A 23,493-nucleotide genomic window follows, 5' to 3' on the forward strand; every position below is an offset into this window, starting at 1 on the left:
AAAGTGTATATATTTTCATACATTTAAATTAACTGAACTATACTATGGTCTCGCATTTTGACAAAGTAAAAAAATTTTTATTTGAACTGGGCTTCGATATTCAGACAGAAGATCCTGACGAAGGGATTGTAATCATCTCTGACGAAGAACAGGGCATAAGCCATCTTATTATTGACTGTGAAGATGAGATACTGGTATTCGAGCAATTTATATTCAAGCTGAAGTCACCGGATGACAGCAGTATATTAAGGAAGTTACTTCAGATTAACCGTAGCCTGGTGCATGGAGCGCTCACTTTAGATGATGATAATAGGGTCATCTTTCGTGATACACTTCAGCTTGAGAACCTGGACCAGAACGAAATGGAAGGAACTATTAATTCCATTGGTTTGATGATGGCAGAGTATGCCAGCGACTTTCTCAAATTTGCTAAATAAATGATAAATTAATTCAAAAGATAGATTATGAGCATTTTCAGAAGACTTTTTAAAGTGGGAGAAGCCCAAACCCACTCTTTAATAGATAATATGGAGGACCCTGTAAAAATGAGTGAGCAGGCTATCCGTGATCTGAAACAGGACCTGGGCAAAGCGATGGAAAGCCTGGCTGAAGTGAAAGCGATTGCCATCCGTACCCGCCGCGATATGAAAAACTATGAGCAGCAGTCAGGAGACTATGAGAAAAAAGCCATGTTGCTTCTCCAGAGAGCCGAGCAGGGGCAAATTGACCCAACTGAGGCTGACCGTCTGGCTACTGAAGCATTAAATAAGAAGGAACATGCTGATCAGGAAGTTGCCCGTACGCAGGCTGAAGTCCAGAAGTATGATAACATGACGGCCAACCTGGAAGCCAAGGTAAATGAGCTGAGAAGCAATATTTCAAAGTGGGAGAATGAACTGCGTACCCTGAAAGCCCGCTCTAAGGTGAGTACAGCTACCAAAAAGCTTAACAAGCAGATGGCAGGCATTGATTCTTCCAGCACTGTATCTATGCTGGAGCGTATGAAAACGAAAGTGGAAGAAGAAGAATCACTCGCCCAGTCTTATGGCGAAATCGCATCAGCACCTAAATCAGTAGATGATGAGATTGACAAGGCGCTGGGTTCCAGTTCTCCGGGATCTAGTGACAAGCTTGCTGCCCTGAAAGCCAAGATGGGCATTAATAAAGATCAATAAACGTAAAGGCTCCACGCATTGTGGAGCCTTAAATATTCAACCTTTTCTATGTGGTCAATCATTTTTTTTATCATTGTAATTATCGGAATAGGCGTGTTTTTCTGGCAAAAAAATAAACAAAAAAAAGAAGCTGAGGCGAAGCGTAATGAGCCCAAAGAACTTACGCTGGAAAATGTAAGGCCAGGAGGGGTTATTCATCTGATGAATGTAGGGCCTAATATGGAAGAATACGATGTTACTATTCTATCCAAAAGCATCTACCGGGAAGGGGAAAGTACAGAATGGTATGAACTGGAAGGAGATAATGGCCAGCAGAAAGTCTGGATCAGCATAGAAGAAGATGACGGACTGGATGTAACCCTTGCCTTGCGAACACTAAAACTAAGAGAGTTACCTATCAATCGCTCCGATCTTGACCTTATGGATGAAAGCGCTGAAGGAGAGTTTGAGTTCGAAGGACAGAACTTTTATTTTGAGTATTCCAATGAGGCTTCTTTCTTCAGCAATGGTGACACTTCCCGTGAAAATGAATCTTTCTTCTACTATTGGGAGTTTGAGAATGAAAATGAAGACCAGTTTATTACGATTGAAGAATGGGAGAATGGTAAGTTTGAGATTACGCTTGCAGTCCCATTAAAGTCTTCCCAGATTAAAATATATAGCCTGGGAGATGGTAGTGCTGCCTATTAAGAAGCATATTTATTGATCAGAGGACGCAAAAGCAGCCAGAGCAGTATAGGCGCTATTGCTGCTATGGCCAGTGTAAGTAGCGGTGAATTGATACCTGACGAAATATTCCCCACCATAGCGTAAGCAAAACCAAGAGGAACAGAGCCGCAGGCCAATGCCAGATAAAACTTCACCCTTTCCATCCGTATCATGCCTGCCATGCAGGCTATAACTTCAGGAAGTAGTGGTGTCCAGCGGGAGAGCGCTACTATGAACCCGCCTATTTTGTGATTGATCTTCTGTCCCCTTTGCCAGTCATTTTCTCCCAGCAGGCGCCGGGTGGTACGCTCTCCAAACTGACGGCAGAGCTCGTAGCCTAAGGTTCCGGCTAAGACCGAGCCTATCGCATTGATAACGCCTCCCAGCAGCGGACCATAGAGCATTCCTATAGCAGCCATGATTACTGTAGCCGGTAAAGGAAGTAATAAATCAAGCGTCAGTAAAACTATGCCTATTACCCATGCCCAGTAGCCATAACTTTCTAACAAGCTCAGGGTAGTTGTCTGGGTGAAAAAAGTAGTTGTCTGCTCCCCCCAAATCGCAAAAGGAATAAGGACCAGGAGCGCAAACCCCAAAAATATCAGTAACAAACGCATGAAAAAGAATGGTCAGCGATTCAGGATTTCTTACTTCTCGTTTTCTCCACCTGGTCCCACATCTCCTGAGGTACAGCATCCAGATGGTTGAACTCTCCGGCACCCATCAGCCATTCTCCACCATCAATCGTGATCACTTCCCCATTTACATAAGCGGCATAATCAGAAACCAGGTAAGCGGCAAGGTTTGCCAGTTCCTGATGATCACCTACCCTTTTCAAAGGATTATGATTGGCGGGGTCAAATTTTTCAGCCATTTCTCCGGGGAGCAAACGGCTCCATGCTCCTTGGGTAGGAAAAGGGCCGGGAGCGATAGCATTCATACGGATATTATATTTTCCCCACTCTACCGCCAGCGAACGCGTCAGTGCAAGTACGCCTGCCTTGCCGCAGGCTGAAGGGGTTACGTAGCCGGAGCCTGTCCACGCATATGTAGTCACAATATTAAGCATGGCTCCTGCCTGTTTCTTCTCAATCCAGTTTTTACCTACCGCCAGCGTAAAATTGTAAGTTCCCTTCAGTACGATATCTACCACAATGTCAAAAGCACGGTGGGAAAGCCTTTCGGTAGGGCTGATGAAGTTTCCTGCAGCATTATTGAGCAGTACATCTACCTGGCCAAATTTTGCTTCTGCTTGCTTAAGTACTTCTACAATTTCATCGTACTTGCGTACATCACAGGCCACCGGCAGTACTGTTCCTCCTGTCGCTTTGCCTAGCGCCTCAGCTGTAGCTTCCAGCACCTCCATTTTGCGACTGGTAATCACCAGGTTAGCCCCTAATTCCAAAAAATACTTTCCCATAGACCTACCCAGCCCGGTCCCCCCACCAGTTACGATAATCGTTTTTCCTTTTAAGGCATCTTCTTTCAGCATTCCTTCAGTCTTCATAATTTGGATGGTTAGTCAAGGAAAGAAAGTTAAGAAAAAATCACAGAGAATGAATGCGTAACAGCATACTCTCTAAGGTCAGCCCTGGTCCGAAAGCAAAGCTTAAGATTTGTTTGTCATGGTCGCTAGCTGTCAGGTCATTCAACAAAGTTTTGAGTACAAAAAGTATAGTGGGTGATGACATATTCCCAAACTCCTGTAGAACACGATAAGCATAACGATTATCTTCTGAGGATAAATCAAGCCGCTCTTCTATCACCTGAAGTATGCGCTTACCTCCCGGATGAATAGCAAAGTAATCAGCAATTTTATCTTTTTCTTCATCCTCAAAGGCTGTATTTTCTAATGAAAGCTGACTGACTAAACGTTCAGTCAACTCCTTAATCCCTTTACGGATGATTTCAGGAACATAGGCAGACAGCTTCATCTCAAAACCAAAGTCACCAATCTGCCAGGCCATGTCCTCTTTTCCTTCAGGAGCTAAATCACAATAAAACTGTTCTAATGCCAGTTGAGCTTTACCTTTCTCTAGCTGACTGCTGAGCAACACTGCAGCGGAGCCATCGGCAAAAAGTGCATTGGCAAGTAGCGTATCTTCATCTTTTTTCTTTTGAAAATGAATCGTGCAGAGTTCTGTACACACTACCAATACTTTTGCCTGAGAAAATGAACTGATTATATGGTCAGCCACTTTAAGTCCATTGAATGCAGCGTAGCAGCCCATAAAATTGATGCATGTTCTCTGTACATTACTTCTTAATCCAAGTTGATTAACAATTTCAATGTCTATACCTGGTGCGTACATACCTGTACAACTGACCATGATAAGATGCGTGATCTCTTCTGTTTGAATGATTTTCTGAGATTGCAGACAATCATCTACCGCTTGTAAACTAAGTTTTAGAGCTTCATCTCTGTACAATTCCATCCGCTGCCCAATGCTCGGGAAGGGCTCCATATCCTCATTATCCGGAAAAAAACGAAAGTCTTGGGTAAGTCCAAAATCAGGTAATACCGAATGGCGGTACTTGATACCTGAGGCACGATACAGTGCTTTAAGCCGCTGCTTTTCTTCAGAATTCATCCGATGGGCCTTTGCCATAAAGTTAAGAATGCTAGACTGCTCTATTTTGTGCCTGGGAACTGCGGTTCCAATGGCATTGATATATGAAGGCATGTTGTATAAACTAAAAATAAGGCAGTTGTTCTTATGATTTTAAAGGAAGGTTTTATTTCAATATTTGTTAACTATGGGCTAGTGTTATGGTTTGAGCTAAAAGTCTTTTTTACATTTATCAGAAATACTATCGTACTATAAAACTCAGAACTATAACACCATTACACCCAGAACCATAACACCCATAAAAGTGGCGAAAACAAAAACCGTATATGTTTGCCAAAACTGTGGCAATTCTTCTCCCAAATGGCAGGGCAAGTGTGATGCCTGTGGAGAATGGAATACTTATGTAGAAGAAATTGTAAGCAAAAATACCCGCTCTGGCAGTTGGCAGTCAGGCTCAAGTACCAAAGGAAGCAGCAACCGTCCACGTCTGCTGAATGAAATAGATTTTAAACAGGAAAGCCGTACTAATACGCAGGATGCTGAACTGAACCGGGTGCTGGGAGGAGGCATCATGCCTGGCTCACTGGTATTGATTGGCGGAGAGCCAGGAATCGGAAAATCTACCCTGATGCTACAGATTGCCCTTCAACTCCAGCAGCATAAAGTACTTTACATTTCCGGGGAGGAAAGCGATCAGCAGATCAAGATGCGGGCTGAGCGCATGCTCAATCATCCCCAACTTAATGGCAATATGGAACACTGCTATGTGCTGGGAGAAACTTCCACCGCCCAGATTTTTCAGCAGGCTGAACAGCTTCAGCCCAATCTGATGATTGTGGACTCTATCCAAACACTTCAGTCGGAACATGTGGAATCTGCTGCCGGAAGTGTATCACAGGTGCGGGAGTGTACCGCTGAGCTGATGAAATTTGCCAAGGAGACCAATATTCCGGTCTTCCTGATCGGCCATATCAACAAAGAAGGAAATATCGCCGGTCCCAAGGTACTGGAGCATATGGTAGATACTGTTTTGCAGTTTGAGGGGGACCGCCACATGGCCTATCGTATCCTTAGGACGATCAAAAACAGATTTGGCTCTACTTCCGAACTGGGAATCTATGAAATGACCGATACCGGCTTGCGCCAGGTCTCTAACCCTTCGGAAATTTTGATTACCCAAAGAGAAGGTGAGCTTAGTGGCATTACTGTTGGAGCTACATTGGAGGGTAATCGCCCTCTCCTCATAGAAATACAATCCCTGGTAAGTTCAGCTACCTATGGTACCCCGCAGCGAAGTTCTACTGGTTTTGATGCAAAACGCCTCAATATGTTGCTGGCCGTGCTGGAAAAACGTGCAGGCTACCGCCTGGGAGTGCAGGATGTCTTCCTTAACATTGCCGGAGGCCTGAAAGTAGAGGACCCGGCCATTGACCTTGCCGTATGTGCATCTATTGTTTCTTCCTTTTTGGATGTCCCCATTTCCAGCAGAATATGCTTTGCTGCTGAAGTAGGTTTAGGAGGTGAAATACGTGCGATCAATAGGGTAGAAAATCGCATCAGTGAAGCAGAAAAGCTGGGATTTGAAGAAATTTATATTTCCAAGTTTAGCCTCAAAGGTCTGGATGTGAAGAAATTCAACATTAAAATTCATGCTTTTAGCAAGCTGGAGGACATGATCAAACAACTACTACAGTAAGGACTTTTTACTCAATTTTAGCACAAAATAAAATTTGGTTAGCCTGCATCTTTAGCCCCAAAATTGCGTTGCGATTTTTATTGTAAACTTTAATGTAAAAATTGGAAACATTTATCGTCAACGCATTGGGAATCAGTCCCCAATTATTTAATTATTTGATACTGCCCTTGCTTATTTTTATGGCCAGGGTAACTGATGTATCCATGTCTACGCTACGGGTAATGTACATTATGAACGGGGCTAAGCGTTGGGCTCCTGTACTGGGCTTTTTTGAGTCATTGATCTGGTTATTGGCTATAGGACAAATTATTCAGAATATCAGTAACGTATGGTCGTACCTGGCTTATGCCAGTGGCTACGCTACCGGTACATTCATTGGGATGCGCATAGAGGAGAAAATAGCAATGGGCCGTATGGTGGTAAGAGTGATCAGCAAATCTGATGTAAGTGACCTGATTGGCTGGCTGGTGGAAAAAGGCTATCGCTATAATAGTGTTGAAGCCATGGATCATGAGGGCAACGCCAACATCATATTTACGGTAGTACCCCGTAGTAAATTAGACTCTTACTTAAAAGTAGTTCGCTATTATCAGCCGGATGCTTACTATACGGTAGAAGGTGTAAAACGGGTAAGTGATGATGATATCGTGGTGGAAAGGCCAAAGACCAATCTAAGCAGGTATCTGCCGCTGGTGAGGAAATAATAAGTAGGTTGGCCGGGATAAAAAATCCCGGCCTTTTTTATTCTTTATACGCTGTAAGCAAAGTATAAGAATTCAGGTTTCCTTTCTTATCATAATTTTCAGTACGCACTGTGCCCACATTTTCCGCTATCCATTCAACATTACCATAAGAACTTTTGTTGCCAAAACCCATGACCTTCATATTCATATCCGTATTATAAGAGATCTTGTAGCATTGGAAAGTACCGGCAGGCGTGCTAATGTCCTCCTGAGCCTCTACCTTACGGTTATTAATATCTATATCAATCTTGCTCATAGTAGCGCTACTCTCGCCCATTTTTACGGTCATAGTAGTGTGTGCATCCGAGAGGTTTTGGCCTACTTCCAGATCAGAAGGTAATTCCATGAAGTCACCTTCAGCTTCTACTTCCATGCTTTCGTAAGCCTGCATCTGCTCCATAGAATTGAGTAATCGCTGCATGTCAATTTTCACTTTGTTTCCTTCACAAAGGATGACAAACTCCCCCTCTGTGACCAGCTTATCTTTTTTGTCATAAATTTTACTTGTGAAAGTAGCCTCATACACACCATTGTTTTCAGTAACATTACTGATCACATTGACTGTACGGCCCTGCGGACGGTCTTTTTTGTCATAGCTAGTCATTTCAAATTCGGTTCCTTCTTTGAGGCGGTAGAAGGCATTACCACATTGGGCTTTTACTTCAGCAAAAGCAAGCAAGGCTAGTAGTAAGACAGGAAGTAGTTTTTTCATACTTTTTTCAGATTAATCGGCATTTGGAGATTGAGGTAAACACTAACTGCCTAAAATACGAAGATTTTTTTTCTCGTATCTCTCATTAAACCCGATAATACCCTGTAGGCCACCACTATGCACAGCCAGAATCTTACTTTCTGCTTTGAAATATCCTTTCTCAATCATATCCATTATGCCATACATCATTTTTCCGGTATAGATGGGGTCTAAAAGAATGTCCTGCTCTTTTTTGAACTGATTGATGAAACTAACAAGCGCGGCATCGGCTTTGGCATAGCCTCCAAAATGATAATCTTCTGAAATTAGATAATTCGCATATTGGGTCCCACTGTGATCTTGTGTGAGCTTATTTATTTCATCATATAAAAACCCTCCTCCTTTCAGCGCTGAAAAGCCCAGTACCTGCGCTTTATTTTGTGCCTTTTCTATGATGCCGGAGATCGTCCCTCCAGTACCTATGCTGCAACACAGATAGTCATATGCCTTAGGATCTTGAATAATCTCTGTGCAACCTTTTACAGCCAAAGCATTAGAACCTCCTTCGGGCAAAATATAACATGGTCCAAACTCATTCTGAAGCTGTTCTTGAAATTTTTTACTTCCCTTTTGTTGGTACTCCGCACGACCAATAAATTTAAGGTGCATGCCCTGTTCTTCTGCGAAGGCTAAAGTATAATTGAACGGCAACACTTTTTCTCCACGTACAATGCCTATCGTCTTAAACCCATACTCGTTTCCGGCAGCAGCGGTCGCGTACAAATGGTTGGAAAACGCTCCTCCAAATGTTAGTAAAGTATCATAGCCTCTTTTTCTGGCCTCCAGCAAATTGTATTTGAGCTTAAACCATTTGTTGCCGGAAATATGAGAATGAACCTGATCTAAGCGGAGCATGTCTAGCTGTACCTGATGCTCATCCAAAAGCTTATGACTTATCTTTTGTGTATTAATTTCAGGAATATGATCCAATTGCATAGCCCGTAAATTTATCATATTTCCAAAACATAAGGCTAACTTCAAAATTTAAGAAGTAAGTACGCAGACGTAATTTGATTACCAACGCGCTTACTGAGGACACTAAAAACCATAACTAACTTAAGATTACGTAACTTGCAGCCTTAACTTATTGGAATATGAAATTCAACGATATAGAAGGAGAAGACGAGCAGGAACAGGAAGAATTATTTGAACACCATTTTATCAAAGTAGATGCTAATCAATCTTTGGTAAGGATTGATAAGTACCTGATGGACCGCCTGCCTAATGTAAGCCGTAGCAAAGTGCAGGATGCTATTAAAAATGAGTATGTGTTGGTCAATAAACAGACCATCAAGCCAAACTATAAAGTACATCCGCTTGACGAAATTTCTATTTCTCTGCCTGAGCCTCCCCGCGATACTGAAGTAAAGCCGGAAAATATTCCGCTGGATATTGTCTACGAAGATGAGCATTTGCTGATTGTTAACAAACCAGCGGGTATGGTGGTACACCCTGCTTATAACAACTGGTCGGGTACACTGGTCAACGCGCTTACTTACCATTTCCAACAGCTGCCCACTATGGAAGGCAATGAAGGCCGTCCCGGACTGGTGCATCGTATTGATAAAGATACCTCAGGCCTGCTGGTGATCGCCAAAAGTGAGCAGGCGATGAATGGACTGGCCAAACAGTTTTTTGACCATAGTATTGACCGCGTGTATTATGCCATTGTGTGGGGCGAACCGGAAGAAAAAAAGGGAACCATTGATGTAAACCTGGGACGCAGTCCCAAAGACAGGCGGATTACAATGGCTTTTCCTGATGGTGATATTGGTCGTACCGCTATTACCCATTACGAAGTTTTACAAACACTACGCTATATCTCCCTCATCAAGTGTGAATTGGAAACCGGACGTACGCATCAGATCAGGGCACATATGAAACATCTGAGACATCCGATTTTCAACGATGCTACTTATGGAGGGGATCAGATTCTGAAGGGCACCAAATTTTCCAAGTACAAAGCTTTTGTTGAAAATTGTTTTAAAATAATGCCCCGTCAGGCATTGCATGCCAAATCGCTCGGGTTTATCCATCCGATTACTAAAGAAAAAATGCATTTTGAGTCAGAACTGCCCGACGATTTTAAAGAAGTACTCGAGAAATGGGAACGCTATGTACAGTATACCTGAAAACAAATTCCAAATTGGCAAATTATAATTTATAGATTGCTTTAGGGTAGATAAGCCCTTTTTTTAACTTTTTAAACTATAGTCATGAATTATATTCTGGAAAATGAAGACTGGGAGGCACAAATCAAAAGTGAGGGTGCCGAGCTTTGTAGTTTCAAAAACAAGAAGAGTGGAAAAGAATATATCTGGCAGGCTGATCCTGATGTATGGGCTCGCCATGCTCCGGTACTTTTTCCCATAGTGGGCCGTTTGAAAGATGATCAGTATCGCCTGGAAGGCAAAACCTATTCTATGTCGCAGCATGGTTTTGCCCGTGACCGTGATTTTAGCCTGGTAGAGCAGGAAAAGGCTAGTCTTCGCTTAGGACTAACTGCTGACCATGAAACTATGGAAAAATACCCTTTCAACTTTGTCCTAGATATTACATATCAACTTTTAGAAAACGAGCTTATTGTAAGCTACTCGGTAAGTAATAAAGATCAGCAGCCTATGCCATTTTCCATAGGCGCTCATCCGGCCTTTACTACTCCCAAGATCATAAATAAGCAGATGCAGGAGTATCATCTGGTATTTGATCAGGCTGAAACACTGGATCGATATTTAATAAAGGATGGTTTACAAACCGGAAGAACCAGACCCCTGCTGGAAAACGAGCAAAAACTACCCCTGCACCCCAAATTTTTTGAAGATGATGCTATTGTTTTAAAAGGAGTCCAGTCCAAATGGGTCAGTTTGGTAGTACATGCCAGTGGAGAGAAACTGGTAGACATATCAGTGGAAGATTTTCCCTACCTGGGCATCTGGCAGAAAGAAAACTCGGATTTCATCTGTATAGAACCCTGGTTGGGGATTGCAGACAAAAATGACTTTGCAGGAGACCTCAGTGAGAAAGAAGGTATTCAGATGATAGCCCCTGAAAAGGTATTTGAATGTAGTTATAAGATTAAATTTCACTGAAATAATATGACTACTATCTTTGAAAAATACTATGAATATCGTTTATCATTTTATATATTTATTATGACAGAGTGTGTAAGAAAAGAAATGTTAAGATTTTGATGAAGAAACAGTTACTGCTTTTTACCAGCCTGCTCATGACATTATGGAGTTGCCAGCAGGATCAGGTCGCTCCCAAGGAAGAGGTGCAGCTACGTGAGCTCAGCATTGAAGAGAAAGAGTTGCTATACGCCAGCAACAAATTTGCTATGGATCTCACCCGTGAACTCGTGCAAGATGAACCTCAGAACCTCTTCTTCTCTCCCTATTATATTCATATGGACCTTAGTATGGCGATCAATGGTGCGGAGAGCAATACACTCACTCAAATGCAAAAAGTACATCAATGTGATGTTCTTGAGCGCCTGGAAATCAATAAACTTTATAATAGCCTCAATACGCTGCTGGAAAGCATCGACACTCATGTTCAGTTTGTTTCCGCGCATTCACTTTGGCATAGAGAGGAAATTAATATTCGGCCGCTCTTCAGCGATATTATAATGGCATACTATGGTGCCGGAGTTGAAGCGCTGGATTTTGATAACCACAAAGCCTCCCTGACGATCAACAAATGGGTAGAAGAGCACACCTCTGGAAAAGTTAAGGCTAAGATTCCGGCATTAGTACCTTATGAGTCACTTTACATGATCAGTGCAACTCACCTTAAAGGATACTGGACTTTCCCTTTTGCTAAAGAAAATACGGCTCCCGGCACTTTTTATCTTAATGATAAAGAGGAGGTTACCGTACCCATGATGTTTACTGATCAGGCTACTTACCGTTATCATCAGGATGCAAATAAAACCTTATTGGACATTCCTTACGGAAATAAGCAGTATAGCATGACCATCGTAATGCCTCATCATGGAGATAGCATTGCCATGCAGCTTGAAAATTTACGTGTAGAAGCGCTGGAACAAGCCCTGGAGCGGGCCGACACTTTAGAACATCATTTATACTTACCCAAATTTAACATTTCATCTCAGCTCAATTTAAAGAGGCCTCTTGCTAATCTGGGCATTAAAGATGCATTTTCAGCACAGGCAGATTTTAGTGGCATCTTGGATGAGTCATCTGACCGTATTAAAGTAGCAGATATGATTCATCAAGCGAGCATAGAGGTCAATGAAAGCGGTATACAATCGGTTATTCCCCGTGTAGCTGCAACGAGCATTGCTGCAGCTACTCCGGTAATTCGTATTGATCGTCCATTTATTTTCTTTGTTCGTGAGCAACATACCGGATTAATTCTGTATGCAGGAGTCATTCAAAACCCTGCTGTAGCACAAGAATAATATCAAAACTTCAAATCATCCTTTACAGCTCATCCTCATTTTTCACTTGCCAACTTTATTGCTTATTGGTAAAAACATAGATTGGTGGGTAGCTTAGCTGAAAAATGGATTACTACTGCATCATTTTATATTCAAATTTCTGAGGTCCATAAGCGTTTTGGTAAAGCCAGAAAAGAAATTACCTTAAACATCCTCAAAGCGCTAAATATCATTCAGTAAGGCTATTGTTTGAAAATTGATTAATTTTGAAGAGCAAGCGCTTCAAATCAATAAACACTATGCGAAAAAAGATTCTTAAAATTCACCCAAACGACAATCTGATCGTTGCTTTAGATGATCTAAGTAATGGAGAAAAAGTTGAGTTAGAAGGTGAAACATATCAAATTCAGGGAGGGATCCCCCCTAAACACAAATTTGTAACCCAGGATCTTGAGGTTGGAGATAAGATTTATATGTATGGTGTTTTAGTCGGCAAAGCTATGCAACCGATTAAAAAAGGAGAGGCCATCACGGTAAGTAATGTAAAGCATGACGCTGATACTTTTTCTTTAGGAAAAAGAAAAACGGAATGGAATGCTCCTGATGCTTCTTCCTGGAAGGACACACAGTTTATGGGTTATCATCGGGAGAATGAACAGGTGGGCGTAGCCAACTACTGGCTGTTTATTCCTCTGGTATTTTGTGAGAATCGAAATATCAATGTCATCCGGGAAGCTTTGGTAAAAGACCTGGGCTATGACCGTAACCGCACTGTAGATTTTGACATTCAATCGCTTATTTCCAAACACCAGCACGGAGCATCTTCTGATGAGTTACTCACTACCGAAATTGTAATTACTGCCGAGGAGATGCAAAGCAAACGTACATTCCCTAACGTTGATGGTGTAAAATTTCTGACCCATGAAGGAGGCTGTGGAGGGACACGCGAGGATTCAAACACGCTTTGTGCCCTCTTTGCCGGATATATTACGCATCCTAATGTGGCTGGAGCTACTGTACTCAGCCTGGGATGCCAGAATGCCGAAGTAAAAATCCTGCAGGAAGAGATCAAAAAACGTGACCCTAACTTTAACAAGCCGCTCTATATTATGGAGCAGCAGAAAAGTAAATCTGAAAGAGAGTTTATCAGTGCGGCCATCAAGAAAACATTTGTAGGCTTGACTGAGGCAAATAAAATAGAGCGCAAGCCTGCTCCACTAAGTAAATTGGTAGTCGGCCTGGAATGTGGTGGTTCAGATGGCTTCTCCGGTATTTCTGCCAATCCCTCCGTAGGACATGCCGCTGACCTTTTGGTAGCCCTGGGAGGCTCCGTAATTTTATCCGAGTTTCCTGAACTTAATGGTGTAGAGCAGGAGCTTACTGACCGCTGTATAGATGATGCCACTGCCGAAAAGTTTATCAGCATTATGCGGGCTTATAGTGCCAGTGCAGAAGCAGTAGGCAGTGGTTTTGATGCCAACCCGTCTCCCGGCAATATCAAAGATGGTCTCATTACCGATGCCATTAAATCTGCCGGAGCGGCAAAAAAAGGAGGGACTTCTCCCGTAGTGGACGTACTGGACTATACCGAGCCTGTCACCAAAAACGGTTTAAATTTACTTTGCACGCCCGGTAATGATGTAGAGTCTACTACCGGACTGGCAGGCTCCGGTGCTTCTATCATTCTCTTTACTACCGGATTAGGTACGCCTACAGGCAACCCTGTGGCTCCCACCCTCAAGATATCCAGTAATTCAGTACTGGCGAAGCGTATGGAGGATATCATAGATATCAACGCGGGGACTGTAATTAGTGGAGAAGATTCCATAAATAGTAAAGGCGAAGAGATTCTGGATTTTATCATTCGTACTGCAAGTGGCACTTATACCCCTAAAGCTGTAGCTATCGGGCAGGATGATTTTATCCCCTGGAAGAGAGGCGTATCTTTATAATTCATTTTTTCATATCAAAACTACCTGACTATGTCTGAGCGATTGAATCAGCAACTTGTACTTAAATCAAAACTTGACACCAACGAAAAACCATATCTCCCCACAAAAGCACAAATTGAAGCTCCTGACAAGATTGTGCAGTTTGGCTCAGGAGCCCTATTAAGAGGCTTAATAGACTTTTTCATTGACAAAGCACAAAGAGAAGGAAAGTTTGACGGGCGCACGGTGATCGTTAATAATACCAAATCTGGCAGAAGCACGCGTTTCAATGAACAGGATGGCCTTTTTACGCTTTGTGTAGAAGGTTTTTCCAAAGGGGAAACAGTAAAAGAATACATTGTCAATGCAGCCATCAGCAAAGCACTACCTGCTGCTGATCATTGGCAGGACATACTAGCCTATGCTCGTAATCCGGAGGTAAACACAGTCATTTCAAATACTACAGAAATTGGCATTACTTTGCATAAAGACGATGACCTGAAGGCAAACCCGCCTAAGTCCTTCCCTGGCAAACTTACTGCTTTTTTGTACGAAAGATTTATGACTTTGGGAGGCTCAGCAGATAGCGGTATGCTGATCTTACCTACAGAGCTGATTTTGGATAATGGCAGCAAATTGAAAGACATCGTCCTTGAGCTCTCGGTGATTAATCGCCTGGGCAGCGACTTTACGGATTGGATCAAAGAGCATACTATTTTTTGCAATACATTGGTAGACCGCATCGTACCGGGTGAGCCGGAAGAAGTTAAGCAGCAAAAAATAGAGGAAGAATTAGGATTTGAAGATCAATTACTGACAATAAGTGAGGTGTACCGCCTCTTTGCGGTAGAAGGAGATAAGGAAAAAATTCTCGCCAAAGCTCCCTGGCTGGCAGTAGACGAAGGCATCATCATCAGTGAAGACATTACACCTTACAGAGAGAGAAAGCTGCGTATCCTCAATGGAGGCCATACCATCAGCGTTGCCGCAGGCTACCTTTGTGCTTTGGAAACTGTGTATGACTGTATGGAAGATGAAGTGATGTCACAGTTTATCAGCAAAGTAATTAAAAAAGAGATCGTACCTACCCTGGAGATTGACCAGAAAATGGCATCGGATTTTGCCAATGATGTACTGGATCGCTTCCGTAATCCTTTTCTCAATCATAAGCTGATCAGCATTACCCTGCAATACACTTCCAAGATGAATATGCGCAATGGGCTAACTTTCAAGCGTTATTGTGATAAATATGGAGAAGCCCCTGAGCTCATGAGCGCAGGTTTTGCTGCTTACCTGATGTTCTTGCGTCCGGTCAAAAAGGAAGATGGAACATATTATGGTGAGTTTAATGGCCAAAATTATCCTATCAATGACGATCAGGCAGACTATTTTTATCAAATCTGGATGGATGCTGATTTAAATGACCCGGTTTTGGTGAATGACCTGGTAGATAAAGTATTGCTCAACCAACAGATTTGGGAGCAGGACTTAAAAAACCTTGGAGACTTCGCCGCCAAGGTGAAGCACTATCTGGGCGAGTTTGAACAAAAAGGCGTAAGAGCTACGCTGGCTGAAATAGTGAATAAGTAGTAAGCCACCTCACTCTCTTTCATATGTTTCGCTCCTTTCGCTGGGCTACTTCTGCACTGCGCTTAAACTGCTCAAAAGTGGGAATATCAAATTCTTGTAGTACATCCGCGATTTTTATGTCCGGATGTCTACTTTCTATGATTGATATTTCTTCTTCATGCAATGTATAAGTATATACCTGCTTACCGTATTTTTTGTGAATTTCAGGAAATTTGAGAGAATATGGCCAGCTATGCATTACTGCTTGCTCAAGGTTGACAGGAGCGCACACTCCCCACTGGCTGTAATTTCCACTCCAGGCCACCTCTTCTCCTGTAGGCTTGCATATTTTGGTAGTATTCCTTTTGTGTGCTGGAAACCACATAATATTTGTGCCACATTGCCATGGTATTCACTTTTCTGCCTCCGGCAAAGGCAGAGGGCCAAAAGACTATCTCAGCCCCTTTTTGCTTAAGTCTTTGCCAGCCCTCTATCCATTCTATATCAAAGCAGATTTGTATACCGATTTTACCAAAGTCTGTTTCAAAGACTGGTGGGTCTAAATCCCCGGGGGTAACGCCATTGGCTATTTCGCTTTCAGTAGGTCTGGCTTTACGGTATTCGCCCACCATTTGACCAAAGCGATCAATCAGGACAGCGGCATTGTAGCAGCTTCCTTTCTCCTGAGTAAATATAGGAGCAATTACATAACACTGCTGCCGCCGGGCAAAGTCGGCCAATGGCTGAGATATTTTCCCAATAGGTTCTTCTGAGGCTTCTTCTACTGATAAATGATTGTCTCTGAGTCCCTGTACATGAAAGTATTCAGGCAGGCAAATGATATCCGGCTCATAGCTGCTTACCGTTTCCATTTTGCGAACAGCACTTTGTACCACTTCTTCCAGGCTATCGCCTGCTATGCCCTGCTGGGTAAGCGCGGCCACCCAAATTTCCCGGGGAAGACGGTTGATCTTAGGTACAACTCCAAGCTTTTGGTATTTAGGTTTGGCATAGGCAAATTGACTTACCAAACTTACACTCCCCAGGGCTGCTGCCGACGCATTAATAAAATTCCTTCGGTTCATCAGACTTCTATTTGTTGTAGTATCATAATTTATATAATTTTCATGCAGCACACTACTATTTGCGCTTTATAAATAACTTACAAAACTCTTAATCATGAAAGTCTCTCGTCGTAAGGCACTGGCTTCCCTGGGGACAGTAGCCGGATCATCCCTACTGGGAAGCTGTAATTCTTCTGCTTCTGAGCAAAATGCTGCAGCTGCTCCACCTGCTGATGAACAGAAAAGCCTCTTTACCTATTGCCTCAATACCAGCACCATCCGTGAGAAACAACTCGGACTGGTAAAAGAAATAGAAGTGGCTGCCGAAGCAGGTTACGATGGTATAGAAGTATGGATTCCTACCATGCAGGCTTATCTTGATGCTGGCGGCAAGCTTAGTGATGTAAAAAAGCGCATTGATGACCTGGGCATCAAAGTAGAAGATGCCATCGGTTTCGCGCAGTGGATTGTAGACGACCCTAAAATAAGAGCAGATGCCTTTGAGCAGGCCAAGAAAGAAATGGACATGCTGGCCCAGATCGGCTGCTCCCGCATAGCTGCTCCACCGGCTGGGGCTACCAAAGAACCTGGCCTGGACCTGCTAGCCGCCGCGGACCGTTATGGTCAATTGCTGGAACTGGGAGAACAAATGGGCGTGATGCCGCAACTGGAAGTATGGGGATTCTCGGCCAACCTGCATCGCCTGGGACAAACCACCTATGTGGCGATGGAATGCGGCCACCCCAAAGCACGCATCCTGCCCGATGTATACCATCTTTATAAAGGGGGAACTGACTTCACTGCCTTACAGATGTTGAGCGGCCAGTCTATTGAAGTATTTCACATGAATGACTATCCGGCGAATCCTCCCCGAGAAAGCATCGTTGATAAGGACCGGGTATATCCGGGAGATGGCGTGGCTCCTATCGCTCAGATTCTGCAAATTCTGGCAGCCAGCGGCACGCCAAAAGTATTATCTCTGGAGTTATTTAACCAGGAGTACTGGAAACAGGACCCTCTGGAAGTAGCTAAGACCGGACTGCAAAAGATGAAAACCGCAGTAGAACAGTCAATGAAAAGCTGAAGTTCTGTCATAAAAAAAGGTATAGAACGGGTCTATACCTTTTTACCATATCAAGGGCTACATTGTCTTACAGAAGGATTAGAAGCAGGATAATTACTATCAGTGCTCCTCCCCCAATGTATATTCCTCCGGAGGCTTGCTGCTTGAGCTCACGGGCTTCTTTTTTTACATCTTTAATCTCTTTGTGTAAAGCTTTACGTTCGGCCTGGGTATCGGCCTCTCTTTTGGCATCTCTTAAGTTGTCTACCTTTGTTTTTAGTGCATCCAACGCAAGTTGATATTCTTTTTCTGTCATCTGCTTCTCTTCAGGCACAGGGTCATTAGAGGCAAACGCACCAAAGGATGAAAAAACAAAAAAGCTAAACAGCAGAGAGAAAAAAATGGATTTCGTTTTCATTGGAAAAAAAATTTAGTTAAAAAAAGCTTATAGAAACTATAGATAAAAATTTGCTAACGACTGAACTAGCAAATAACTGTGAATATTCTAAAAATGTTTACACCTCATCCTAATATATATCAATTGATAATAGCATTTCAGAAAAATTGTCATTGGCTGATTCTCTATATTCGTGATTATTGGAGGCTATTCGCATAAAATATTTATTGCACAGCTAACATTTGACTACCATAATCGCTTTTTTATTCTTTATTTAATTTTACTCTCTCGCTTACTTAAGCCTTTTCACCATATTCTCCCTAGTCTGAGCCTGATGGCAGCACTTCCTTCATATCAATCGTGTCCCAAAAAATTCCTTCGTAGGCACGCTCCTCTCCCCTCTCATATAATATGCCTACATGATGCGCTCCTACCCTTGCAAGATCAGAGTAGGCAGAAGGCCCCGCAAACAGTTGCCTTAGCTCCATCCATGTTTTTCCTTCATCTTTGCTCATTTTGAGCGTCATATTCACTCGCTGTTCTTTGCTGGCAGGATTGGAAAACAAAATATAGGTTTCACCTGCTGTGTCATAGCGAAGCATGGCTCCCTGGCAAATAGGTTCTATCAGCTCAGGCGCATGCCGCATATTTTCCCACTGCATTCCCCCATCCTCGCTATAAGCCAGCTGACGGGCATGCTGATCACGGTCATAGTTGCGCATATTGAGCATCAGCCTTCCGTCATTGAGTTGTACTACTTCACACTCGTTGACCTGATCCCGGGGGGTGTTGCCTCCCAACTGCCAGCTCTTTCCCCCATCGTCTGAATAGATGACATGCGAATAATATTTTTTGGTCTTCGCTTCTATATGATCACAGGCGACCATCAGTCGCCCGACATATGCACCTTCTGTAAGCTGTATGCCGGAGCCCGGTCCGGTAGCATACCAGGTCCAGTTTTCTTTTTTTACATCGGTAGTAATTTCTTTAGGCTTGCTCCAGCTTTGCCCTTCATCGGTAGAGCGCAGCACAAATACCCGCCGGGTGTCGGTACTCGTTTGCGCAATGATCTCCGACTCTTTATCCTCTCCCCTGTTCCAGGTAGTCAACAGAACGATATCCCCACTCTCTTCATCCAGCACGGGCGCGGGATTGCCACAGGTATGCTGCCCGTCATCCCAGACCACTTCCAGGCCACTCCAGCTTTTGCCTCCGTCCTCCGAGCGTTTCAGCAGCAGGTCAATGTCTCCGGTATCGCTGCAGCCTCCTTTTCTCCCCTCGGCAAAGGCCAGTAAACTACCGCTTTTGGTGGTAAGTACGGCCGGTATTCTGAAGCAGGCATAGCCTCCCTCTCCGCTAACATAAATAGGTTTGGCTCCTGCCGACTGGCCATAAGCAGGATTTTCTACGGCGAGGTTTAAGCATAGTAAAAAGAGGAGTAAGCCGGATAGAGAAGAAAAATTCATCTTGTTTTTTGGGTTTGGTAATATTGATTGCTGCTAAAAAATAAAAACAATTTACGCTTTACCGACGATTAGTTTTAAATTTCTTCATTTACCTAAAATATTGACGCATGCAAGCCAGACCCGCCGTACTGTTTTTTGATGTGAACGAAACGCTGCTGGATATGCAGCCGGTCAAAACATCCATTGCCCAAGCGCTGGGGCAAAAGCCTGAAAGGGTTGCCTTGTGGTTTACAAATCTGCTCCACTACAGTCTGGTGAGCACGGTGAGCCATCAGTTTAAAGATTTTACTTCTATTGGCGTGGCTACTTTACAAATGTTGGCTGAGCAAAACAACATTGAGATGAGCGAGGCGAAGGCAAGAGAAGTACTCAAACCCATGCTTAGCTTAAGTCCCCATGCGGATGTGGTGCAGGGACTTGAGACCTTAAAAAGTGCTGGCTATACGATGGTGGCCCTGACCAACTCTTCCCGCCATGCCATGGAAACTCAATTGAGCCATGCTCAAATAGACACTTACTTTGACCGTAGCCTGAGCGTGGAAGATATCGGGATATATAAACCACATCAGCGGGTGTACCGCTGGGCGGCTTACCAGATGGATAGTCAGGTAGAAGACTGTATGATGATCGCCGCCCACGGCTGGGATGTGGCCGGGGCCAGCTATGCCGGTATGCAATCCGCTTTCATCGCCCGGCCCGGACAAACGCTCTTTCCGCTGGCTCTTCAGCCGCAGTTTGTGGTTTCTGATCTCAAGGAACTGGCAGAAGTTCTATAAAAAAGTTTAGATTATTCCCTGCCATTTTCAATTACTATTGGCGTATTCGTATGCCGGTCTTCATTTGAGCAAACTATAGAAGTGTAGTAGATAAAAAGCATAGTTGTTTAAAGTTCCTCTAGAGTTCATAATGTTATGCCTTAATTTTGAGTATTAACACTTAATTTTCCTTGACTTAACCGATCGTATGGCTTTACCCTTACTAAGTATAAGCTGAAATTTATACTTATATATTTATAAATTCTGTGAAATAAAATATTTATTAAGTGAAATTTTCATATGATTTGATAAATAACTATCTGGTTTACTTACGTACAATATTAGGTATTTCACTTTTGAATTTAGTTTATGCGAAATGATAGCAAAAAGCAGAAAACTTTAAATTCACTCCAGTAAATAAGTATCTGAAAGCGCCAATTTTACAATTTGATAAGGCTACACATTCTGAACAAAACTTACATTAAATGATTACCAGGCATTCCTTTCCCCTTACTTAAATTCATTACTGTATTTTTACATCTTACATTATGCACATATATTATGCGATGGGATAAGTGTAGAAAATTCCTTTGTAGTTTACCGCTAAAATATGGCTTACTCTTATTAATAGTGTGTAAGGTCCAAGCACAGAATTTAGAAAATCTTGGTCAGAAGCCTCCAATAAAAGTATCAGGAGGGTTAAACTTAATGAGTACAAGCTATGCGGTGGAGGGCATTAGTGCTCGCCGTGACCCTTTCACTTGGATAGCCAGCGGAAACATCAATCTGGATTTATATGGCTGGAATGTTCCATTTTCTTTCAGTTATACTAACCACCAAGGGAGGTTTCAACAGCCTTTTAATCGTTATGGAATTAGTCCTCATTATAAGTGGATAAAAACATATATGGGGTACCATAGTCTTACGTACTCATCCTATACCCTCAACGGACATGCTTTTTTAGGAGGAGGAATAGAATTGACTCCAGGCAATTTTCGAGTTCATGCTATGTATGGGCGACTGAGGAAAGCAGTAGAAATGGATACCCTATCGGTGCAATCCCAATATCCGGTATTTGACCGCAGGGGAATGGCTACTAAAGTAGGGTACGAAACTCCGCAAGGAAGTATCAATGCAATCATATTTTATGCCAGAGATGACCCCAACTCTCTTGTAACCTATTCGGATAGTAGTTTGGTATTTCCTGCCCAAAACATTGCTCTTAGCTTGATAGCGAAGAAGCAAATAGGTAAACATGTAAGCTGGGAGGGTGAATGGGCAAGTAGCTTACTGACTCGGGATGTACAATCTTTGCCCATGTCAGGAGATTCAAATAAACAGGCATGGGGTGCCTGGCTGATACCCATCCGCCAATCTACAACCCAGCACCAAGCCTGGAAAACAAGCTTAAACCTTGCGTTGAGTAAAGGTTTTATACAGTGGCGATACGAGCGGGTTGATCCTGATTATCAAACACTAGGAGCCTATTTTTTTAATAATGACCTGGAAAATGTGACACTCGGCATCAACTGGCAGTTCTGGCAAAACCGACTTAGCGTAAACTTTCAGGGAGGACTGCAACATAACAATTTAGATGAATCAGAAATAACGCAAACCGAGCCGATGGGTCAGCAACTATTCTATAAATATTCGCCCTACAGATCGTTGGCAGCTTAGTACTACCTACTCCAACTTTACCAGCTTTACAAATATTCGGCCTCAATCGGACCCTTTCTTTACCACCGAGTTTGATTCACTCAACTTTTACCAGATCAATCAAAATGCTTCATTTAGCTCCTCTTACACTTATGGTAACAAAGAGCGAAAACATGCGCTTAGCATGAGTTCTACTTATCAGCAAGCTAATGACGTTAACCCTCAACAACACCGAAACGAACAGGCATCTTATTATTTCAGCAATAACATGGCTTATCGAATAAGCATTGTTCCTACAAGCTTGGGGGTAAGTCTGGGAGGCAATTTTTACTATAGTGTTTTGCAGGAAATTAATACAACTACCATAGGACCTTTGCTATCAGTAAGTAAGGGGTTCTTAGAAAGAAAGTTAAGAAGTTCTCTTTCCACGGGATTTAATCAGGTATTACATAATATGATAGCAAGCAGCCAGGTCCTGACGGCACGTCTATCCGGCAGTTACTCCTACCAAAAAAGTCATCGCTTTTCACTTAATCTCAACCTGCTAAATAATTTTCCTACAGACGAAAAAGAGGCCTTTACAGAATTCACCGCAACTGTCCGTTACGGATATACCTTTTGATGATAATGATGAGCTGGATCACAGGAAAATCTAAAAAAAGAACGATATGCAGCAAACTGGCTGTTCTTCTCTGTTTGATAAATTTGAGTGCTTTTGGCATGGCTTCTCCGACTAAAAGCTTTTCAGAACGTATTCATCAATTGCATGATAAGTTGCTTGAAACGGGTAAGACCACCCAACAGCTAAGTGAGTCAGATTTGGCCAGTTTGCCAGTGGGTATCACCAAAAATGTAGGCGGATATGAATATCTGGTGATCATTGACTCGGCACGCTTTACTCCAAAGGGGGCCTTCTTTGACGCCTACATTTCACTACAGTTCAAAACAAATGGACAAAGAATTGCCTTCGCTGCCCGTAATGTGGCTTTCCATCCAGGAGGATTATCGGCTTCAAATGACGTTAGGTTGGCATTGGTAAATGAAGCTACACTTCCTTTAGGTCCAAAAACTAAGCTTAGTCTGCCTGCTCAGGAAAATAAGAATTATGTAGCCATTGATTGCAATGGTTTTAAAGCGGTCAGCCTAGAGGGAAAAATTTCATTCAGCCGTGAGTTGCTCATTCCAGAAGACGAACATGGAAATGCCTTGCCCGGGCAGTTAGAAACTAATTTTAAAGTGAATAGTAGCGACTGGAATGCAATGATGTTATCTGTTTCTCTTCCAACTTTTCGCATACCCAACCTTCAGGGAATTAACTTCAAAGTAGAGGAAATCACCCTGGATATGAGCGACATTGCAAACCCTGCTAACATAAAATTTCCCCGGCAGTATCAGCTTCAATATGGAACACATGTGCAGCTTTGGGAAGGTTTTTTTATTCGACGGGCGCGGATAGGCCTGTTTTAAAGAGCTTTCTGAAGATGGGAAAAGAAGATATATCAATGCCGAAAATCTTATCCTAGATAAAGAAGGGATAACGGGAGACA

Annotated in this window: 24 protein-coding genes; 15 read left to right on the plus strand and 9 right to left on the minus strand. The window is 42.8% G+C overall.

Features of this window, described 5'->3' with window-relative positions; translation table 11 throughout:
* Nucleotides 1-44: 44 nt before the first annotated feature.
* Genes OKW21_RS27565 through OKW21_RS27575 form a run of 3 tightly spaced genes read left to right on the plus strand, consistent with a single transcriptional unit; the run spans nucleotide 45 to nucleotide 1,865 of the window.
* Nucleotides 45-437: a YbjN domain-containing protein gene (locus OKW21_RS27565; RefSeq protein ID WP_277486022.1), complete on the plus strand. Its 393-nt coding sequence runs from the start codon at nucleotides 45-47 to the stop codon at nucleotides 435-437.
* Nucleotides 438-464: 27 nt separating this feature from the next.
* Nucleotides 465-1,175 carry a PspA/IM30 family protein gene (locus OKW21_RS27570; RefSeq protein WP_277486025.1) on the plus strand — a complete coding sequence of 237 codons (711 nt, stop codon included), beginning with the start codon at nucleotides 465-467 and terminating at the stop codon, nucleotides 1,173-1,175.
* A 48-nt stretch (nucleotides 1,176-1,223) separates the two neighbouring features.
* Nucleotides 1,224-1,865 (plus strand): DUF4178 domain-containing protein, encoded by a 642-nt coding sequence (locus OKW21_RS27575; RefSeq protein ID WP_277486027.1) that lies wholly within the window; start codon nucleotides 1,224-1,226, stop codon nucleotides 1,863-1,865.
* On the opposite strand, the gene OKW21_RS27580 is transcribed toward OKW21_RS27575, so the two are convergent.
* The 3 genes from OKW21_RS27580 to OKW21_RS27590 are packed head-to-tail and all read right to left on the minus strand — an operon-like array spanning nucleotide 1,862 to nucleotide 4,567.
* Entirely contained in the window at nucleotides 1,862-2,500 is a 639-nt protein-coding gene (locus tag OKW21_RS27580; RefSeq protein ID WP_277486029.1) for a TVP38/TMEM64 family protein, read from the minus strand. The two genes, OKW21_RS27575 and OKW21_RS27580, sit on opposite strands and share 4 nt — an antisense overlap.
* Nucleotides 2,501-2,520: 20 nt before the next feature.
* Nucleotides 2,521-3,393 carry an SDR family oxidoreductase gene (locus OKW21_RS27585; RefSeq protein WP_277487812.1) on the minus strand — a complete coding sequence of 291 codons (873 nt, stop codon included), beginning with the start codon at nucleotides 3,391-3,393 and terminating at the stop codon, nucleotides 2,521-2,523.
* Nucleotides 3,394-3,430: 37 nt separating this feature from the next.
* Nucleotides 3,431-4,567 (minus strand): type III polyketide synthase, encoded by a 1,137-nt coding sequence (locus tag OKW21_RS27590; protein WP_277486031.1) that lies wholly within the window; start codon nucleotides 4,565-4,567, stop codon nucleotides 3,431-3,433.
* A gap of 190 nt (nucleotides 4,568-4,757) precedes the next feature.
* On the opposite strand from OKW21_RS27590, the gene radA reads away from it, so the two are divergent.
* On the plus strand, nucleotides 4,758-6,149 hold the full coding sequence (gene radA / locus OKW21_RS27595; RefSeq protein ID WP_277486034.1) for a DNA repair protein RadA: 1,392 nt from the start codon (nucleotides 4,758-4,760) through the stop codon (nucleotides 6,147-6,149).
* Nucleotides 6,150-6,250: 101 nt separating this feature from the next.
* A complete protein-coding gene (locus OKW21_RS27600) occupies nucleotides 6,251-6,853 on the plus strand; it encodes a DUF2179 domain-containing protein (protein WP_277486035.1) in 603 nt (200 codons plus the stop codon).
* 37 nt (nucleotides 6,854-6,890) lie between these two features.
* Here the strand turns inward: OKW21_RS27600 and OKW21_RS27605 are convergent, their stop codons facing one another.
* Together OKW21_RS27605 and OKW21_RS27610 are read right to left on the minus strand one after the other, a co-directional pair.
* A complete protein-coding gene (locus tag OKW21_RS27605) occupies nucleotides 6,891-7,604 on the minus strand; it encodes a TapB family protein (protein WP_277486037.1) in 714 nt (237 codons plus the stop codon).
* Nucleotides 7,605-7,646: 42 nt separating this feature from the next.
* The gene (locus tag OKW21_RS27610; RefSeq protein WP_277486039.1) at nucleotides 7,647-8,579 is read right to left on the minus strand and encodes a 1-aminocyclopropane-1-carboxylate deaminase/D-cysteine desulfhydrase; all 933 of its coding nucleotides are present in this window, start codon (nucleotides 8,577-8,579) and stop codon (nucleotides 7,647-7,649) included.
* 158 nt (nucleotides 8,580-8,737) lie between these two features.
* Here OKW21_RS27610 and OKW21_RS27615 point away from each other — a divergent pair, with 158 nt between their 5' ends.
* The 5 genes from OKW21_RS27615 to OKW21_RS27635 all read left to right on the plus strand — a co-directional run bounded on the left by OKW21_RS27615 (nucleotide 8,738) and on the right by OKW21_RS27635 (nucleotide 15,566).
* Nucleotides 8,738-9,775 (plus strand): RluA family pseudouridine synthase, encoded by a 1,038-nt coding sequence (locus OKW21_RS27615; RefSeq protein ID WP_277486044.1) that lies wholly within the window; start codon nucleotides 8,738-8,740, stop codon nucleotides 9,773-9,775.
* 84 nt (nucleotides 9,776-9,859) lie between these two features.
* Nucleotides 9,860-10,732: an aldose 1-epimerase family protein gene (locus OKW21_RS27620; protein ID WP_277486046.1), complete on the plus strand. Its 873-nt coding sequence runs from the start codon at nucleotides 9,860-9,862 to the stop codon at nucleotides 10,730-10,732.
* Nucleotides 10,733-10,833: 101 nt separating this feature from the next.
* Complete coding sequence (locus OKW21_RS27625; protein WP_277486049.1) at nucleotides 10,834-12,066, plus strand: serpin family protein; 1,233 nt, start codon at nucleotides 10,834-10,836, stop codon at nucleotides 12,064-12,066.
* A gap of 278 nt (nucleotides 12,067-12,344) precedes the next feature.
* A complete protein-coding gene (locus OKW21_RS27630; protein ID WP_277486051.1) occupies nucleotides 12,345-13,997 on the plus strand; it encodes a UxaA family hydrolase in 1,653 nt (550 codons plus the stop codon).
* A gap of 30 nt (nucleotides 13,998-14,027) precedes the next feature.
* Nucleotides 14,028-15,566: a tagaturonate reductase gene (locus tag OKW21_RS27635; RefSeq protein ID WP_277486058.1), complete on the plus strand. Its 1,539-nt coding sequence runs from the start codon at nucleotides 14,028-14,030 to the stop codon at nucleotides 15,564-15,566.
* Between the two features lie 19 nt (nucleotides 15,567-15,585).
* Here the strand turns inward: OKW21_RS27635 and OKW21_RS27640 are convergent, their stop codons facing one another.
* Both OKW21_RS27640 and OKW21_RS27645 read right to left on the minus strand, forming a co-directional pair.
* Nucleotides 15,586-15,804 carry a hypothetical protein gene (locus tag OKW21_RS27640; protein WP_277486061.1) on the minus strand — a complete coding sequence of 73 codons (219 nt, stop codon included), beginning with the start codon at nucleotides 15,802-15,804 and terminating at the stop codon, nucleotides 15,586-15,588.
* Between the two features lie 10 nt (nucleotides 15,805-15,814).
* On the minus strand, nucleotides 15,815-16,630 hold the full coding sequence (locus tag OKW21_RS27645; RefSeq protein WP_277486063.1) for a carbon-nitrogen hydrolase family protein: 816 nt from the start codon (nucleotides 16,628-16,630) through the stop codon (nucleotides 15,815-15,817).
* Between the two features lie 94 nt (nucleotides 16,631-16,724).
* Here OKW21_RS27645 and OKW21_RS27650 point away from each other — a divergent pair, with 94 nt between their 5' ends.
* Nucleotides 16,725-17,693: a sugar phosphate isomerase/epimerase family protein gene (locus OKW21_RS27650; RefSeq protein ID WP_277486066.1), complete on the plus strand. Its 969-nt coding sequence runs from the start codon at nucleotides 16,725-16,727 to the stop codon at nucleotides 17,691-17,693.
* Nucleotides 17,694-17,760: 67 nt separating this feature from the next.
* On the opposite strand, the gene OKW21_RS27655 is transcribed toward OKW21_RS27650, so the two are convergent.
* Together OKW21_RS27655 and OKW21_RS27660 are read right to left on the minus strand one after the other, a co-directional pair.
* Complete coding sequence (locus OKW21_RS27655) at nucleotides 17,761-18,090, minus strand: hypothetical protein (RefSeq protein ID WP_277486070.1); 330 nt, start codon at nucleotides 18,088-18,090, stop codon at nucleotides 17,761-17,763.
* Between the two features lie 299 nt (nucleotides 18,091-18,389).
* Nucleotides 18,390-19,535 (minus strand): sialidase family protein, encoded by a 1,146-nt coding sequence (locus OKW21_RS27660; RefSeq protein WP_277486073.1) that lies wholly within the window; start codon nucleotides 19,533-19,535, stop codon nucleotides 18,390-18,392.
* Between the two features lie 107 nt (nucleotides 19,536-19,642).
* Here OKW21_RS27660 and OKW21_RS27665 point away from each other — a divergent pair, with 107 nt between their 5' ends.
* The 4 genes from OKW21_RS27665 (at nucleotide 19,643) to OKW21_RS27680 (ending at nucleotide 23,413) form a co-directional block, all read left to right on the plus strand.
* A complete protein-coding gene (locus OKW21_RS27665) occupies nucleotides 19,643-20,311 on the plus strand; it encodes a haloacid dehalogenase type II (RefSeq protein ID WP_277486075.1) in 669 nt (222 codons plus the stop codon).
* Between the two features lie 687 nt (nucleotides 20,312-20,998).
* Nucleotides 20,999-21,967 carry a hypothetical protein gene (locus OKW21_RS27670; protein ID WP_277486078.1) on the plus strand — a complete coding sequence of 323 codons (969 nt, stop codon included), beginning with the start codon at nucleotides 20,999-21,001 and terminating at the stop codon, nucleotides 21,965-21,967.
* Nucleotides 21,968-22,130: 163 nt separating this feature from the next.
* A complete protein-coding gene (locus OKW21_RS27675; RefSeq protein WP_277486080.1) occupies nucleotides 22,131-22,568 on the plus strand; it encodes a hypothetical protein in 438 nt (145 codons plus the stop codon).
* A 98-nt stretch (nucleotides 22,569-22,666) separates the two neighbouring features.
* Nucleotides 22,667-23,413 carry a hypothetical protein gene (locus OKW21_RS27680; protein WP_277486082.1) on the plus strand — a complete coding sequence of 249 codons (747 nt, stop codon included), beginning with the start codon at nucleotides 22,667-22,669 and terminating at the stop codon, nucleotides 23,411-23,413.
* Nucleotides 23,414-23,493 lie beyond the last annotated feature (80 nt).

The sequence above is a fragment of the Catalinimonas alkaloidigena genome (assembly GCF_029504655.1).
Lineage (GTDB): Bacteria > Bacteroidota > Bacteroidia > Cytophagales > Cyclobacteriaceae > Catalinimonas > Catalinimonas alkaloidigena.

Excerpts from the sequence above, each read along its gene's own strand:
- OKW21_RS27630 (WP_277486051.1), top strand. The coding sequence starts at position 12,345 with ATGCGAAAAAAGATTCTTAAAATTCACCCAAACGACAATCTGATCGTT.
- OKW21_RS27650 (WP_277486066.1), top strand. The coding sequence starts at position 16,725 with ATGAAAGTCTCTCGTCGTAAGGCACTGGCTTCCCTGGGGACAGTAGCC.
- OKW21_RS27570 (WP_277486025.1), top strand. The coding sequence starts at position 465 with ATGAGCATTTTCAGAAGACTTTTTAAAGTGGGAGAAGCCCAAACCCAC.
- OKW21_RS27615 (WP_277486044.1), top strand. The coding sequence starts at position 8,738 with ATGAAATTCAACGATATAGAAGGAGAAGACGAGCAGGAACAGGAAGAA.
- OKW21_RS27640 (WP_277486061.1), bottom strand. The coding sequence starts at position 15,804 with ATGCATAGCTGGCCATATTCTCTCAAATTTCCTGAAATTCACAAAAAA.
- OKW21_RS27645 (WP_277486063.1), bottom strand. The coding sequence starts at position 16,630 with ATGAACCGAAGGAATTTTATTAATGCGTCGGCAGCAGCCCTGGGGAGT.
- OKW21_RS27625 (WP_277486049.1), top strand. The coding sequence starts at position 10,834 with ATGAAGAAACAGTTACTGCTTTTTACCAGCCTGCTCATGACATTATGG.
- OKW21_RS27660 (WP_277486073.1), bottom strand. The coding sequence starts at position 19,535 with ATGAATTTTTCTTCTCTATCCGGCTTACTCCTCTTTTTACTATGCTTA.
- OKW21_RS27575 (WP_277486027.1), top strand. The coding sequence starts at position 1,224 with ATGTGGTCAATCATTTTTTTTATCATTGTAATTATCGGAATAGGCGTG.
- OKW21_RS27680 (WP_277486082.1), top strand. The coding sequence starts at position 22,667 with ATGGCTTCTCCGACTAAAAGCTTTTCAGAACGTATTCATCAATTGCAT.
- OKW21_RS27620 (WP_277486046.1), top strand. The coding sequence starts at position 9,860 with ATGAATTATATTCTGGAAAATGAAGACTGGGAGGCACAAATCAAAAGT.
- OKW21_RS27605 (WP_277486037.1), bottom strand. The coding sequence starts at position 7,604 with ATGAAAAAACTACTTCCTGTCTTACTACTAGCCTTGCTTGCTTTTGCT.
- OKW21_RS27655 (WP_277486070.1), bottom strand. The coding sequence starts at position 18,090 with ATGAAAACGAAATCCATTTTTTTCTCTCTGCTGTTTAGCTTTTTTGTT.
- OKW21_RS27670 (WP_277486078.1), top strand. The coding sequence starts at position 20,999 with ATGAGTACAAGCTATGCGGTGGAGGGCATTAGTGCTCGCCGTGACCCT.
- OKW21_RS27665 (WP_277486075.1), top strand. The coding sequence starts at position 19,643 with ATGCAAGCCAGACCCGCCGTACTGTTTTTTGATGTGAACGAAACGCTG.
- OKW21_RS27580 (WP_277486029.1), bottom strand. The coding sequence starts at position 2,500 with ATGCGTTTGTTACTGATATTTTTGGGGTTTGCGCTCCTGGTCCTTATT.
- OKW21_RS27565 (WP_277486022.1), top strand. The coding sequence starts at position 45 with ATGGTCTCGCATTTTGACAAAGTAAAAAAATTTTTATTTGAACTGGGC.
- OKW21_RS27635 (WP_277486058.1), top strand. The coding sequence starts at position 14,028 with ATGTCTGAGCGATTGAATCAGCAACTTGTACTTAAATCAAAACTTGAC.
- OKW21_RS27610 (WP_277486039.1), bottom strand. The coding sequence starts at position 8,579 with ATGCAATTGGATCATATTCCTGAAATTAATACACAAAAGATAAGTCAT.
- OKW21_RS27675 (WP_277486080.1), top strand. The coding sequence starts at position 22,131 with ATGAGTTCTACTTATCAGCAAGCTAATGACGTTAACCCTCAACAACAC.
- OKW21_RS27590 (WP_277486031.1), bottom strand. The coding sequence starts at position 4,567 with ATGCCTTCATATATCAATGCCATTGGAACCGCAGTTCCCAGGCACAAA.